This window comes from Rhodopirellula sp. P2 (assembly GCF_028768465.1).
Classification (GTDB): domain Bacteria; phylum Planctomycetota; class Planctomycetia; order Pirellulales; family Pirellulaceae; genus Rhodopirellula.
Window position 1 is genome coordinate 2,676,580 of record NZ_CP118225.1, and the last position, 14,969, is coordinate 2,691,548.

A 14,969-nucleotide genomic window follows, 5' to 3' on the forward strand; every position below is an offset into this window, starting at 1 on the left:
CCCCCCCCCCCCCCCGGAAACCAATGGCATCCCCCGCTCGATCCGTTTCTTTGGTCTCGTTGATCCTGTCGACACTTCGTCATCGTCAAGCTGTGACGGTCGCGGTGGCGCTGGGGGTTGCGACGGCGACCGCGGTGATCACGGGAGCCTTGTTGGTCGGCGACTCGATGCGTGGCAGTTTGAGATCCTTGACCGTCGAGCGGCTCGGGAAGATTGAATCGATCGTTTCACCCGGAGCCTTTTTTCCGCTCGCGGAGTTGTCACTTGAGGGGACGCCCGTTGAGGCGGACGAGAAAGACTCGTTTGCGACGCCGGTCATTTTGTTTCCCGGCGGCAGTGTGGAGGCGGACATCGAAGGTTCCGATCGGCAGCGCAGGATCGGCGGTGTCCAGGTGCTCGGGATCGACGATTCGTTTTGGAACTTGGATGTGACCGGCATGCGGCCCGATGCGATGCCGGGCGAGCAAAGCGTGGTCCTGAACCAAGCCGCCGCCGAAGAGCTGAAGGTGGCCGTGGGCGATCAAGTCACCTTGCGGTTGCCGGTCGAAGGGGCGGTGCCGGCGGACAGCCCACTCGGACGTCGCGAAATTCAGAGCGAAGGTTTGCCTCGCATGAAGGTCGCCGCCATCGTGCCAGACACCGGACTGGGGCGGTTTTCGCTGTCGCCCAACCAAGCCACGCCCAAGACGGTGTTCGCGTCTCGGGAGGTCATCGCAGATGTCTTGGATCGTGAAGGGCAAGCGAACGCGATTTTTCTGACCCGCGAAATTTCGGCGGAGGATGTGAGTTGGTCGCTGGAAACGTTGGGTTGGAATCTGCAACACATCCAACGCGGCGGGGAAGACGGTGGCGAACCCATCATCGATTACGTCTCCCTGACCAGTGAGAACCTGTTGCTGAAGGATGATGCGGTCCAGGCGGTGATGGACGCGTTGCCGGAGGGGACGGTCACGCCGGTGATGACTTACCTCGCCAATGCGATTGAAATGGTTGATCCGGCAACGGGCGAGGTCGTCGTCAATGAACAGTCCCACTCGGTTCCGTACAGCACCTTGTCGGCGTTGGACGATGGCCCCACGTTGTCGCTGGATTATTCGTTCCAGCAACCACCGGCGACGGACTCGGGTGAGACGCCGATCGTTTTGAATGATTGGACGGCCGAGCGTTTGGGTGCCAAGGTGGGTGACCAGGTCCGAGTGTTTTTCTACGAACCGGAAGTCGAAGACGGCCGCGAGATCGAACGATCGTTTGATGCGGTGGTGACCGAGATCGTTCCGCTGACCATTCCCAGCAAGCCTCACCGGCGGAATCGCGAAGCGGAGTTTGATGAGCCGATCACTCCTTACAACGATCTTGCGTTGACGCCGGATGTGCCTGGCGTGACCGATCAAGATTCAATCGGTGATTGGGATCTGCCGTTTCAGTTGGATCGAAAGATCGAGCGGGAGGACGATGCGTATTGGAACGAGCAACGGCTGACTCCCAAGGCGTTCGTGCCATTGGATGTTGGGCAAACCATCTTCGGCAGCCGGTTCGGGCAGACGACTGGATTGCGAATCGATGCAAGTTTGGCAGCCGACCTGCCTGCCTTGCGAGCCAAGATCTTGGACGCCACGCGGAGTGTGCAGAGTGAATTGGGGTGGACCCCGCGATCAATCCGAGCCGAACAATTGGCCGCATCCAAGGGGACGACGCCGTTTGATGGGTTGTTCTTGGCCCTTTCGTTCTTCGTGATCTTGGCGGCGATGATGTTGATCGCTTTGCTGTTGCGATTGGGTGTGATTCAGCGACTCAGTGAGTTTGGCACGTTGCTGGCGGTTGGCTTCACACCTCGGCGGGTCATGAAGCTCGCGCTCGGTGAAACCGCCGTGACCGCCGCGATTGGAACGTTGATCGGAATCGCCGGCGGGGTGGCCTATGCGTGGGCGGTTTTGTGGGCGCTGAAGTCGTGGTGGGTGGGCGCGGTGACGGTTCCTTTTTTGCAGTTTCATGCAACGCCGATGTCGATCGCGTTGGGTGGCATCTTGGGGTGGTTGGTGTGCATGTTCACCGCCGCCTGGACGCTGCGTTTTCTGTTGCGATTGAATCCGGCGGCTTTGGTTGGCGGACGCACGATGAACTCGTCGCAGGCATTGAGTGGTGGTGCCAAGGCCAGCAAGCGAAGCAGTGGACAGCGTTCGATGTGGGTCGCGATCGGGTTGACGGTTTTGGCACTGGTGGCTGCGATCGCGGGAGCGATGGGCGGCGGGCAGCAAGCGGCGGGCGGTTTTGTCGGAGCCGGGATGTTGTTGTTGGTGGCGATCCTGATTTGGGTCCACCGATCGCTTCGGCGGCGCGGTGAGGCAAGCGGTTCTGGCCACGCGATGCGAACTTCCGGACTGGGTGGCGGATCGTTGGGTTCCTTGGCGATGGCGAATGCGCGCCGCAGTCCTCTTCGCAGCACGCTTGCGATCGGATTGGTTGCGACGGCCGCGTTCTTGATTCTGTCGATCAGCGTGTTTCGTTTGTCACCAACTCGGGAAGGCACCGGCGGATTTGATTTGATTGGGCAGACGGCTCAACCGCTTCATCAAGATTTGCGTGCCGACGATGTGCGTGCTGAATTGCTGGGACGAGATGCAGAACGGTTCAGCAGCGAAGACGTTCGTGTGGTTCCGTTTCGGATGAAAGGTGGGGACGACGCAAGCTGCAACAACCTCTACCAAGCGATGCGGCCGACCGTCATTGGGGTGTCCGAGCAGGATTCACTGGATGGGTTCGGTTGGGCCAGCATGCAGGGCGAGACATCCGATGCGACCTGGGAAATGTTGAACGTCGTGGCCACTGGAACGCTGGAGGATCCGGTGCCGGTTGTGATCGACCAAAACACCGCGATGTGGAGCCTGCAGATGCGTGGCGGTCTCGGTGAGGTCAAGGCGTTTGATTACGGGCGTGGCGACGTGCATTTTCGCGTGGTGGGATTGCTGGCGGGATCGGTGCTGCAAGGCAAACTGATTGTGGGTGAGCGCGCGTTTGAGAGCATCTTTCCCAGTTCGACGGGCTACCAGTACTTCTTGATCGCGAGGCAAAACGGTGCTGGTTCATCAGCCGAACCACAGGCTGGCGGAACGATCCGCGAGGACGAGGTGGATGAGATCGCGGAGGTGTTGGAATCGCGGCTTGTCGACGCCGGCATGGATGTGCAGCGAGCTGACCGAGTGTTGGCTGGGTTGCTGGCCGTCCAGAACACTTACTTGCGAACGTTCCAAAGTTTGGGCGCATTGGGATTGTTGCTGGGAACGATTGGTTTGGCAGTCGCTCAATTGCGGAGTGTTTTGGAACGCCGTGGCGAACTGGCTGTGATGCGTGCGGTGGGGTTCACACGGCAACGACTGGCGGCGTTGGTGCTTGGTGAAAACACGTTCTTGCTGGCGATCGGAATCGGGTGTGGGGCGGTGACGGCGATGTTGGCGGTGTTGCCGTACGCTTGGCTGACGGGAACCAAGATGCCAATCGCGGAGCCCTTGGGGATCTTGTTGGCGATTTTGTTGTTTGGGACGTTGGCTGGTTTGGTGGCCGTTTGGAAAGTCTTGACGCTGCCGTTGATCGAATCGTTGCGAGCCGAAAATGCAGTTGTTGAACTTTAAGAACGAGCCCCGCGAAAATTCGCCGGAGCAAGACCCGCGTCAGTTCGGTCGCCGCCAACTGGCACGCGACGAAGCGATGTTGCAGTGGGCGGACCAAATCGTGGAGGGAGACGAGACCACGACGATCGACACCGAGTCCTTGCGGATGTGGCAGTTCGACCGCCCGACCGTTGTCCTGGGGCGGAGTTCGAAGATCAACGAAGAAGTGAACCGGGCTTGGTGCGAGGAGCGGCAGATCGAAGTGCTGCGTCGCTGCACCGGTGGGGCGTCGGTGGTTGGCGGTCCGGGATGTTGGATGTACAGCGTGGTGCTGAGGTTGCTGGATGAAACATCGATCCGAAAGATTGACGTGGCCCATGATCACGTGATGCAGCGGGTGCTCGCGGCGGTTCAGTGTCAACTGCCCGCTGCGGAACGCAAAGGCATCTGCGACTTGACGTTTGAAAACCGAAAGTTCTCCGGCAACAGCTTGCGTGTGGCCCGACATCACCTGCTTTATCATGGGACGATCTTGATCGGTTCGGATTTGGATTTGATCGAGTCGTGTTTGGACTTTGCACCGAGGCAACCGGAGTACCGCCAGCAACGACGCCATCGGGAATTTGTTGGCAACATTGAGATCGATGTGACGCGTCTGATTTCCGATATGGCGGTGCAATTTGGTGCCTCGCAAATCCCCGGCGCGACTGCGGTGGGGGCCATCGAAGAGCACGCGGATGAATTGTTGAGGACGCGTTATGGCAGGCCTGACTGGCACACTCGGCGTTGATTGGCGGGAGTCGCGGCCGTGGAAAGAGTGTTCAAGATTGCCAGTCGTTGGCATTGTCAGGGCGTACGAATTGGTTATCTTTACAAGACGATCTGCACAATTTTTGTCGCCATTGCACCCTTTCGTGAAAGGATTCTCATGAAGACCCGCATTCCATTGAGCAAGGCTGAGGAAGAAGCCCGTCTGCGCCGTGAACGTCTCGATTTGAGCATCGCGGAAATGGGTTTGACCGTTCGGACGACGAACTGTCTGGAAGAGACCGGTATTTTGACGGTCCGTGACCTGCTCAACGCGACACCGCGACGTTTGCTGAAAATCAGCAACTTCGGCGAAAAGACTCTCGAAGAAGTCTACGATGCCCTGGAGCAACTTGGGTTTTATCGTCCGGGCCGACAGGCCGCTTCGGCCACCATCTGATTGCGTCGGTAGTCCTTGGTGAGACGATCCTGGTCGAGAACGCTGCTGCGTCCCTGGAGTAAGAAGCGGGGACGCCGTTCGCGAACCGGGGCATTGCGTGGTGTCCTGGGGGAATTGGCGTTTTATTTGAGCCTGATTCTGCTGGGCGTGTTCGTGCTCGCGCTGGTGGTCGTGTCATCCGTGATGATGACCCGCATTGGCATCGATCTCCCCGAAGAGGCCCGCCGAGTTCTGGAGTCCAATCTGACCCAAGGTGGCGGAAGATGGGGGCGCTGGGTGGTTGCGGTTGTTTCTGTCGTGTCCATCGCATCGGGAGTGATCGGGCTGGGGTACCGCTTGCTGCATCTTGGATTCAGCCAAGAGCGAATTTCCGCCAGTCGCAAACGGGCGATCGATGAGACGCGTTCGTTGGCCGGGCGAGAATCCGCGTCGGAAGAGTCTTCGCAATCGTTTGAACCGGAACTGGATGCTCAAGATTTTCCGGAATTGCCAACGGTCCCGTGGCGTCAGGTTCTGAACGAGAGTCCGGGCGAACGGCTTCGCTTTCGGTTGGCTTCGATTTCGACTGGGCGGATGAGTGTGTTTGGTTCGGCGGCCTTGGCGTTGGGCTGGAATAGCCTGTGTTTGGTGCTGTTGGCGGTCGTGATCTCGGGTTGGTGGTATGGACTGCCGCGACCGATTTTGGCCGTGCTGATGGTTCCCTTTTCCGGCATCGCGGTCTGGTCGCTGAGAGTGTTTTTGAAGGAGGTGCGGAAGGTTGCCGGGGTGGGGGCGACGGTCGTCGAGATCAGTGATCACCCGTTGCAGCCCGGTGGGCACTACGAGCTGTTTGTCTCCCAAATGGGCAAGATGCGGCTGAAATCGTTGAAAATTGAGCTGGTTTGTGAAGAGGAATCGTTTTTTCGCCAGGGCACGGACGTTCGCAGTGATCATCATGTGGCGTTGCGGCAAGAATTGTGGCAGGAAAAGACGGTTCGTGTTGACCCCCGTGGTCCCTGGGAGCAACAATTGTCGTTCGAGCTGCCTGAAAACGTGATGCACTCTTTTGCTGCAACCAACAACGTCGTCAGGTGGCGACTGCTTGTCTCTGGAGAGTCCCGTCCGTGGCCATCGTTCTGCCGAAGTTTCCCGCTGCTCGTCCATCCGCCGCTCATGTCGCCTCCCGACAGCCCGCGGTGAATGTGTCGGTCTGCCGTGACGACGGGGCCTACGCGGCTGGTTGTCAACTCAAGGCGGGGTGGCGGATCAGCCGGGTTGATTTGAGTGAACTGGAGAGCGTCGAGATTTCGGTTCTCTGGCACACAGAAGGCAAGGGAGATGAGGACCTCGGTGTCCATTATTTCCAACGCTACGACCATTCCGATCTGCAGAACATTCAGTTGAAGGAGCGGAATGGGATCCAGTGCGTTTTGCCCGCGTCGCCGCTGAGCTATCAGGGCCACCTGATGCAAATTCAATGGAAGATTCGAGTGCGAGTCTTTCTGGCCGATGGGCGTGAGGTGGTTGCGGAGCAGCCGTTCTATTTGGTCGCTCACCGCCCGGAATCGAGTCGAGAATTGGTTGTCGAGCCATCTGTGTTGGAGGAGCGTCACGACCCGCCCCAGCGTCGCTCGCTCGCAGCCAAGTTGCCATCCGTCATCTCGCGTTTACGCGGACGCCGATCGCAGCCGTAGTCTGTGTCAGCCACGAAGTGGCGGAATGGTGTAGCCCTGAGCGCCAGCTCAGGGATAGCGAGACAACCCGGCGTCGGGAGTCCTGAAGGGACGGCAGGAGGTGCCTTGCAATCGACGCCTGTCGCCCCTGCAGGGCTTGGTGGCACGGTTTTGCCATTCGATCCACGGGTTGGCACCCGTGGCGACAACATGTCGTCCGTTCCGGACTAGGTGCGTAAGGTGCCAGGTGCGTAAGGTGCCAGCCACCTTCCCGCCGTGGGGAAATGAGGCGCCCCCTGGCTGATCCAGCCACGAAGTGGCGGCATGGTGTAGCCCTGAGCGTCAGCTCAGGGATAACGAGGCAGCTCGGCGTCGGCAGTCCTGAAGGGACGGCAGGAATTGATCCCGTGCCAGATGAGGGGGGAGTTGCGGTTGTAGCGAATCGTCGGGTTGAGATGACTTTGCCAGCAGCGGGGGGAGCAATTCGCCGTCGGATTGTGCACGCTCGTCACTCGGGGCTTGGTAAAATGTTGGGATGCAAACAGTGTCCATTGATCGTGTTGCTCGCCCTGGCTCAAGACGCCTGCGGGGGCATGTTTCGTCTTCGCTCGGAATCCAACCACGAGGCTTGCTCGTTTTCGCTGTTGGGGTGATCGTTTGTTTCTTTGGTAGCGGCACCAACCTGATGGCGGATGAGCTTGCCAGTGAGGTGATGTTCCGCGAGCAGTTGGTGCCGTTGTTGCGGACTTACTGTTACGACTGCCATGGTGAGGAAGACGGCGAAGGCGGCGTGTCGCTGGAAGCTGATGAGACAGCGCTGAAGCTGGTCAAAGGTCGCGACCACTGGATGCGTGCGCTCGCTCAAGTTCGTTTGGGCACCATGCCACCAGCAGATTCTAAGGTGATGGATCCGTCCAGTCGGGCTCGGATGGTGGAGCTGATTGACGAGTTGGCCAATGCGATCGACTGCGTGCAAAATCCGAACGCTGGCAAGGTCGCGTTGCGGCGGCTGAATCGTGCTGAGTATCGCAACACCATCCAAGATTTGGTGGGGGTTGATTACGCGCCCGCGGATGATTTTCCGGGCGATGACGTCGGCTATGGATTCGACAACATCGGTGATGTGCTGTCGCTGCCGCCTCTGCTGATGGAGAAGTACCTCGATGCGGCCGAGATGATCATGGGCGAAGCGATCTACACGCCGCCACCGCCGGAGTTGTTTGAGCTGGAGCGTTCTCCCGCGACCTTGATCGGTGCGGACAAGTTCAATGTCCGCAGCCACTTGGTGATGTCTTCCAATGGCACGGTCACGTTGCAGTTTGACGCTCCCTTCCGAGGGACCTACACGATCGTGTTGTCTCTCAGTGGAGACCAAGGCGGGGACGAGCCGGTTCGCGTGGAAGTCACCGATGGTCGCCGTGTCGTCCCGGTGGAGGTGAAGGAGAGTGAGCCGACGGAAAAGACGGTTGTGTTTCGGTTGGCGAAAGGCACCCGTCAGATCGACATCTCGTTTTTGAATGACTTCTACGTCAAAGATAAAATTGACCGGAACCTGCATGTCCACCATGTGAGGGTGGACGGTGTGGAGCAACGTAGGCAGTTTGTTTCGACACCGGATCTGCCAACGACTCATCGAGTGTTGTTGTTTGAAACGCCGGGCAACGACGATGAATTCGTAGATGCCGCGAAAGCGGTGTTGGGGCGCTTTGCGAGCCGGGCTTATCGGCGGCCGATTGGCAAGTCAGAGCTGGGGCGATTGGCGGAGCTGGCCTCTCAGGTGCATGAAAATGGGGGGACATTCGAGGAGAGCATGCAGGTCGCGATGCAGGCTGTTCTGGTTTCGCCGTACTTCCTGTTTCGAGTCGAGCGACCGCGGGAACCGGGGCCGGACGGTGTGATGCCGCTGGTCAACCAGTATGAGCTGGCCACACGGATTTCGTACTTTTTGTGGAGCAGCATGCCGGACGATGAGCTCTTGCGGATGGCACATCGCGGCCAGCTACGCGATCGCCGGATGTTGCTTGAGAAAGTGGGGCGGATGATCAAGAGTCCCAAGGCGAGCCGGTTCGTCGACAACTTCGCTTCTCAGTGGTTGCAACTTCGTAACCTGGAAATCGTGCAGCCGGACACCCGCATTTATCGTGGTTTCGACGATGAAGTTCGGGAAGCGATGCGGGTGGAGACGCTGATGTTCTTTTCCGAGGTGATGCGAAACAATTTGCCGGTCACGGAACTGTTGAGTGCCGACTTCACTTACATGAACGAAGCCTTGGCACGGTTCTATGGCATCAATGACGTTCGCGGCAGTGAATTTCGAAAGGTGTCGTTGTCGGGAACACCGCGAGGCGGGTTGCTGACGCACGCCAGTGTGTTGACGGTGACCAGCAATCCGACGCGAACCAGCCCGGTGAAACGCGGCAAATGGATCCTCGACAATCTGCTCAACACACCGCCGCCACCGGCACCGCCCAACATTCCGGAGCTGGAGAAGGGAAAGTTGGTGGGTTCGCTTCGTGAACGGATGGAGCAGCATCGGTCGAACCCGGCGTGCGCCGCGTGTCACAACATGATGGACCCGCTGGGGTTCGCGCTCGAGAACTTTGATGCGGTCGGCCGTTGGCGAACACGCGATGGGCGGGATGAGATCGACGCCAGCGGTTTGATGCCCGATGGGACCTCGTTTGATGGTATCAATGGGTTGCGAGATTTGTTGACGACGCAGCGTAGCGAGCAATTCGTTCGCTGTTTGGCGGAGAAAATGCTGATCTACGCGTTGGGGCGTGGGACCGAATATTATGACAAGTGTGCACTCGACAAGATCACCGCCGATGTTCGCACGCACGATTACAAATTCGCTTACTTGATCGCCGCGATCATCGAAAGCGATCCTTTTCAGAAGCAAGGTTATCGAGAACCATGAGTCATTCGCCTCGTTCTTTGTCACGCCGTTTTCTGCTTCGTGGATTGGGGACCGCGGTGGCATTGCCATTGTTGGATGTGATGAGCCCGACACGCTTGTTGGCAGCCACTTCGGATGGTGGGCCGCCGCCGTTGCGGATGGGGTTCTTTTATGTTCCCAATGGCATGCACATGCCTGCTTGGACGCCGCAGAAAGATGGCCGTCAGTTTGAGTTGACGCCGACGCTGCAGAAGTTGGCGGAAAACAAAGATTCGATCAGCGTTCTGTCGGGGCTGACCCTGGACGGGGCTCGGGCTCACGGCGATGGAGGCGGTGACCATGCACGCAGTGTGGCAGCGTTCTTGACCGGCGCTCACCCTCGTAAAACCAATGGTGCTGACATTCAAAACGGCGTGTCGGTGGATCAAGTCGCGGCGCAATACGTGGGCGACCGAACCCGGTTTGCTTCTTTGGAATTGGGGTTGGAAGCGAGCAGCCAGGCTGGCAATTGTGACAGTGGGTACAGTTGTGCCTACGCATCGAACATGTCGTGGCGAGGGCCGACGAATCCGATGGCCAAGGAGACCGATCCGCGTGCCTTGTTTGATCGCTTGTTCGCGGGGCAAACCATCAAGGAGACACGACGAGCGAAGAGCGAACGCGAGAAGTATCGAAAGAGCATCCTGGACTTTGTCTCGGAGGATGCGAAGCGGTTGCATGCTCATCTGCCCATCGTCGATCGTCGCAAGTTGGACGAGTACCTGTATTCCATCCGCGATGTGGAGAAGCGACTGGACGGTGCCGAAAAGTTAGGCCTGACGGAAGAAGGTGTTCCCGATTACCCGCGACCCAGTGGTGTGCCGCAGGAGCTTTCACGACACAGCGATTTGATGATGGACATGGTGGCGCTGGCCTATCAAACCGACAGCACGCGAATTTTGTCGTTCATGTTCACCAATGCGGGAAGCAATCGGGCTTACAAAGAGATTGGCGTCAACGAAGGCCACCATGAGCTTTCGCACCATGGCAAAAGCGAGCACAAGCAAGCTGAGATTGCGAAGATCAATTCGTTCCATGCGGAGCGATTCAATTACCTGTTGTCTCGGTTGAACCTGATTCGCGAAGGCGATGGATCGCTGCTGGATCACTGCATGATTGTTTACGGCAGCGGGATCAGCGACGGGGATCGTCACAATCATGATGACCTGCCGGTCCTGTTGGCCGGGAAAGGTGGCGGGCGGATTCGTGCTGGCCAGCACGTGCGGTATGAAAATGGCACCCCGCTGTGCAACCTCTATCTGTGGATGATGAAGCAGATGGGAGCGAATGCCGATCGTTTCGGCGACAGCAACGGAGTCTTGCAGGGATTGGGGTGACGTCGGTTTTGAACCATTCAGCAAAGATCGCGAGGCGGTTGTTGCCCGTGTTGTTGATTGTGGTCGGCGTCGGTGGGCTGGTCAGCGGCGTTGGCACTGAGTTAGCCAGTGAATGGTTGGCGATGGGGCGCGAAGCGGGGCCAGTCGCGTTTGTGGTGCTGGGGACGTTGGCGATGTGTTTGTTCGTTCCCAAGACGTTTGTGTCGATCGCGGCTGGATCCGTGTTTGGTTTGATGCTCGGTGGTCCGACGCTGGCGGTCACGGCGGTTGTTTCAGCGTGGGTGAACTATCACCTCGGAAAGTGGTCCTTGGGCGGCGGTTTGCTGGGGAATGAATCCCCGAGCGATGGGGCCTCTCCAGGGCAGGCGTTGGACGCTGAGACCAACGCGTCCTGGCGCGAGGGATTGCGGATGATTCGATCAACCGCCCGTGACGCGAATCTGGGGATGCATCTGTTGGTTCGGTTGTCGCCAATTCCGACCACGATCATCAGCTACTCGATGGGAGCGGCCGGAGCACGTCAGCTTCCCTACTTGGCCGCCGCGTTGTTAGCCGCTGGGCCACAGTTGCTGTGGGTGCATTGCGGGGCGGTGGCCAGTGAAGCCATGAGCTCCGTTGCCGAGGCGGGGCTGACGGGAGCGGGGGATTCCGGTCTGACTCGCTGGTTGGGGCTGGCCATGTCCGTCGTTGCGGCGGTGCTGCTGTCGGTTTTGGTGCCGAGGCACATTTGGCAGCAACGAGCGCAAGATTTGGCAGGCAAGGAATTGGCTGCCGCTGGCCAGGACGCTTAGCTTGGTTGGCCGCCTGGAGGCGATTGGCTGGGGCCAGAAGTTCCGCCAGCGGGTTGTCTGGTCTGCGATTCGCTGCGAGTTGGCGTGCGCTGCGAGTTGGCGTGCGCTGGACGCCTGTTCTGACCGCGCATCGAAAAAGGTCCTGTTCGAATCAGGACCTTTCGAAGGCTTTGCATCTCAAATCAAGCGGCGAGTCAGCGGAATTCGCGACATCGCCAGTGATTGGCCTGGATCAGGCAGATTGAGCGGCGTTCTTGATCAAGTTGTTCAAACGGCTCTTGGTGCGAGCGGCAGCGTTCTTGTGGATCAAGTTGTTCGCTGCGGCACGGTCCAGCTTCTTTTGAGCGATTTTGAACTCGTTCTTGGCGGTCTCTAAATCGTTGTTGTCGACAGCTTCACGGACACGACGAATCGTCGAACGCATGTTGGTACGGGTGGCACGATTCAGCAAACGACGTTTTTCGTTTTGACGCAGACGTTTCGAGGCGCTTGAAGTATTTGGCATTTCGCTCGGAGTGTCCGGCGGACACGCATTGGTAGGGAACGGATCAAATTGGTCAAAATTTGGAATCGAGGAGTATGACGTGCAATCAGCCGACTGTCCAGGTCAACGGAGAAGTTCCATAATCTTGTTTTCCAACCCATTTATCGCGTCAAAGCTGCAACTCCTTGAATTCTGAACGCTCTCTTTCTGAAACATCGTCTGGATTCGTCGCATTGGTGGGGGCTGGTCCGGGACATCCGGGATTGCTGACCCTTCGCGGTCAGGAGTGTCTGCGGGAATGTGACGTCGTGCTGTACGACGGTCTGAGCAACGTCGAAATGCTGGTCCACGCCCCGCAAGCGGTCCACCAAAGTGTGGGAAAACACGGGCAATCGCGAATTTGGAAGCAGAAGGAGATCATCGCCGAGATGCTCCGGCATGCCCAAGCGGGGCGGCACGTCGTGCGGCTCAAGGGCGGCGATCCGGCCGTGTTTGCTCGGACCAGCGAAGAAGTCAACGCGTTGAAGGCCGAGGGCATCCCGTTTGAAATCGTTCCGGGCATCACGGCGGCTTTGGCGGCGGGATCCTACGCGGGAATTCCGATCACCCATCGCGGGATCGCTTCGGCGGTGGCTTTGGTCACCGGGCATGAAGAGCCGGGCAAGGCGAAATCGGACCTGGATTGGCCGGCATTGGCGAGATTTCCTGGCACGTTGGTGATTTACATGGGGGTCACGACGGCCAAGCAATGGACCGAGGCGTTGGTCGCAGGCGGCAAAGATCCGAAAACGCCGTGTGCGATCCTCCGGCGATGCAGTTTGCCCGACCAGCAAAAAATCCAGTGCCGCTTGGACGAGGTCGCCGGCCATTTGACTCCCGCCAGCAAGTTTCGGCCGCCTGTGATCACGATCGTTGGTGACGTCACCGGGTTGGCCGAGTCGATGGATTGGTTCAGTCGTCGGCCGCTCTCAGGCAAGCGTGTTTTGGTGACGCGGCCGAGGGATCAAGCTCAGCAACTGGCCAGACCGCTGGAGGAGTTGGGGGCGAATGTGATCGTCCAGCCCGCCATTGAAATCTCTCCGCCCGATGATTGGTCGGACGTGGATGCTGCGATCGAGCAGCTCGACTCGTTTGACTCGCTGGTGTTCAGCAGTCGCAACGGCGTGAAGTTCTTTCTGGATCGGTTGCTGGACCAAGGCCGTGATTTGCGTTGCCTGGGTGGACTCAAGATCGCGGTGGTCGGTGATGCGACGGCCGCGGTGTTGGCCGCTTATCATCTGCGAGCGGATTGGATTCCGGCAACGTTTGACGCCGACGCGTTGCTGGAAACGTTGCTTCAGGTCCAGCCCTCCGTGCGTTCCACGTTGATCGTGCGAACCCAGCGCGGGCGCGATGTTGTTGCGGACGGGCTTCGGCAGGTCGGGGCGAACGTTCGCGAGGTGGTCGCCTATCAAAATCGAGACGTGCCGGAAATGGACCCGATCACGCGAGCCAAGTTGAACGAGCAACCGTTGGACTGGGTGACATTGACCAGTCCTGCGACGGCACGGAATGTTCATCGTTGGTTGGGCGATTCCATTGGCGACACCAAGGTCGCGGTGATCAGTCCACTGACCGCGGAAGCTGTTCACGAATTGGGATGGCGAGTCGACGCGATCGCTTCGTCGGCCACAATGCAATCTTTGACCCAAGCGATTCTTGACGCGGAGACAACATGATTCCCAAACGCTACCGCCAAATGCACGCGGACCATCCTGAGTTCATGCGAGCCTACGAGGACCTGGGCAAAGCTGCTCGCGAGTGTGGCCCGCTGAGTGACCGAGAGGTGGCGTTGGTTAAACTGGCGATCTCACTGGGAGCTGGCTTGGAAGGCGCCGCTCACTCGCATTGTCGCAAAGCCTTGGAAGCCGGGTGTTCGCCGGATGACTTGCGACACGTGGCGATGCTCTCCGCCCCAACGATCGGATTTCCCACGATGATGCGAGCGAAGTCGTGGGTGGAAGATGTGATTGAACCCAAGCCGATGTGATCCTAAGCAGGTCGGCAGGAGTCATTCGGCATTTGAGCCGTTTTGGCGACCGTCACTGTTCCCACGTACAGCCGGGACGAATGCCCAAACGGCTCACATGGTTCTTCCCGATCATTCCTGCGCAACTGCTTAGGAGCGACGATTGTCTTTGCTCGTCAAAGCGTGACCCAGCCGGAGCGAGTGGGGCGGCTGCCGCGTTGGCGGTGGGTGGCTTGCAGAGAGGGCATCCACAACAAGTGCTGAGCAATGGTGATCAGCGATTTGGGGTCGATGGGTTGGAAGAGACAATGAGTGGGGGCGATCTCGGCTTCGGTTTTCTTTTCAAGGCCCGCCCATTTGGAATCCGCCAGTAACACGACCGGCAAGTTCTGAAATGCTGGGACGTGGCGAATCTGTTGGATGGTTGCCAGCACGCTCATCGGATCGTCGGCGACATCCCAGATCAGCAGATCGATTTCGGAACTCTGGGAAGATGTCTGGGCGGACGGTCCGACCTGCCCTGGTTGAGGGTGTTGCTCGTCGAGTCGAGTTGGAAGTGTGGGAGGAGCGGAGGACTCCTCGGTGAATTCCAGTTCAAACGCTTTCAGCACGGCATCGGCGGTGCGGGCACAGATGCAACGCATCCCTTCATGGTGCAAGACGCCGGCGGTGGCCAGCAACGAAAGCGGTTTGGGATCCGCCACGACCACGGTCGAAGTGGTCGACGTCGGTCCGGGGTTGGTGGGATCGGGATGGTGGCCGGTGGCACGTGAGCCGGATTCGTCGGCAGGATTGGAAAGCATCAAACGACCCGAAACAGCAACGGAAGCAATTGGCGTAGCAAGCGAATCACAAAAATCATTGTGATTCGGGGCTCAGCGGTGTCCTCATTCCGGGAGAATGAGCCTGCGGTCGCGACGAGCGCAGATCGCTGATGAGAATCCGAA

At 58.7% G+C, this 14,969-nt stretch carries 12 protein-coding genes; 10 read left to right on the top strand and 2 right to left on the bottom strand.

What is annotated here, in order from left to right; all coding sequences use genetic code 11:
- The first annotated feature begins 23 nt into the window (after positions 1-23).
- From PSR62_RS09485 to PSR62_RS09520, 8 genes are all read left to right on the top strand, one after another.
- Positions 24-3,626, top strand: a complete 3,603-nt coding sequence (locus PSR62_RS09485; protein ID WP_274407531.1) for an FtsX-like permease family protein — start codon at positions 24-26, stop codon at positions 3,624-3,626.
- Complete coding sequence (locus PSR62_RS09490) at positions 3,607-4,395, top strand: lipoate--protein ligase family protein (protein WP_274407532.1); 789 nt, start codon at positions 3,607-3,609, stop codon at positions 4,393-4,395. Before PSR62_RS09485 ends, PSR62_RS09490 begins: the two co-directional genes overlap by 20 nt.
- A 27-nt stretch (positions 4,396-4,422) precedes the next feature.
- The gene (locus PSR62_RS09495) at positions 4,423-4,812 is read left to right on the top strand and encodes a DNA-directed RNA polymerase subunit alpha C-terminal domain-containing protein (protein WP_274407533.1); all 390 of its coding nucleotides are present in this window, start codon (positions 4,423-4,425) and stop codon (positions 4,810-4,812) included.
- 18 nt (positions 4,813-4,830) lie between these two features.
- Positions 4,831-5,991 carry a hypothetical protein gene (locus PSR62_RS09500; protein ID WP_274407534.1) on the top strand — a complete coding sequence of 387 codons (1,161 nt, stop codon included), beginning with the start codon at positions 4,831-4,833 and terminating at the stop codon, positions 5,989-5,991.
- Positions 5,992-5,993: 2 nt separating this feature from the next.
- Positions 5,994-6,485, top strand: a complete 492-nt coding sequence (locus PSR62_RS09505; RefSeq protein WP_274408194.1) for a hypothetical protein — start codon at positions 5,994-5,996, stop codon at positions 6,483-6,485.
- 664 nt (positions 6,486-7,149) lie between these two features.
- The gene (locus PSR62_RS09510) at positions 7,150-9,384 is read left to right on the top strand and encodes a DUF1592 domain-containing protein (RefSeq protein ID WP_274408195.1); all 2,235 of its coding nucleotides are present in this window, start codon (positions 7,150-7,152) and stop codon (positions 9,382-9,384) included.
- Positions 9,381-10,739, top strand: coding sequence for a DUF1552 domain-containing protein (locus PSR62_RS09515; RefSeq protein ID WP_274407535.1), 1,359 nt, complete (start codon positions 9,381-9,383; stop codon positions 10,737-10,739). Before PSR62_RS09510 ends, PSR62_RS09515 begins: the two co-directional genes overlap by 4 nt.
- Positions 10,736-11,530 carry a VTT domain-containing protein gene (locus tag PSR62_RS09520; protein ID WP_274407536.1) on the top strand — a complete coding sequence of 265 codons (795 nt, stop codon included), beginning with the start codon at positions 10,736-10,738 and terminating at the stop codon, positions 11,528-11,530. Before PSR62_RS09515 ends, PSR62_RS09520 begins: the two co-directional genes overlap by 4 nt.
- Before the next feature lie 232 nt (positions 11,531-11,762).
- Here PSR62_RS09520 and rpsT read toward each other — a convergent pair whose 3' ends face one another.
- Positions 11,763-12,035, bottom strand: a complete 273-nt coding sequence (gene rpsT, locus PSR62_RS09525; RefSeq protein WP_047815008.1) for a 30S ribosomal protein S20 — start codon at positions 12,033-12,035, stop codon at positions 11,763-11,765.
- Positions 12,036-12,199: 164 nt separating this feature from the next.
- On the opposite strand from rpsT, the gene cobA reads away from it, so the two are divergent.
- Both cobA and PSR62_RS09535 read left to right on the top strand, forming a co-directional pair.
- Positions 12,200-13,732: a uroporphyrinogen-III C-methyltransferase gene (cobA, locus tag PSR62_RS09530; protein ID WP_274407537.1), complete on the top strand. Its 1,533-nt coding sequence runs from the start codon at positions 12,200-12,202 to the stop codon at positions 13,730-13,732.
- A complete protein-coding gene (locus PSR62_RS09535) occupies positions 13,729-14,043 on the top strand; it encodes a carboxymuconolactone decarboxylase family protein (RefSeq protein ID WP_274407538.1) in 315 nt (104 codons plus the stop codon). The genes cobA and PSR62_RS09535 overlap by 4 nt, the downstream gene beginning before the upstream one ends.
- 155 nt (positions 14,044-14,198) lie before the next feature.
- On the opposite strand, the gene PSR62_RS09540 is transcribed toward PSR62_RS09535, so the two are convergent.
- Positions 14,199-14,825 carry a hypothetical protein gene (locus PSR62_RS09540; protein ID WP_274407539.1) on the bottom strand — a complete coding sequence of 209 codons (627 nt, stop codon included), beginning with the start codon at positions 14,823-14,825 and terminating at the stop codon, positions 14,199-14,201.
- Positions 14,826-14,969 lie beyond the last annotated feature (144 nt).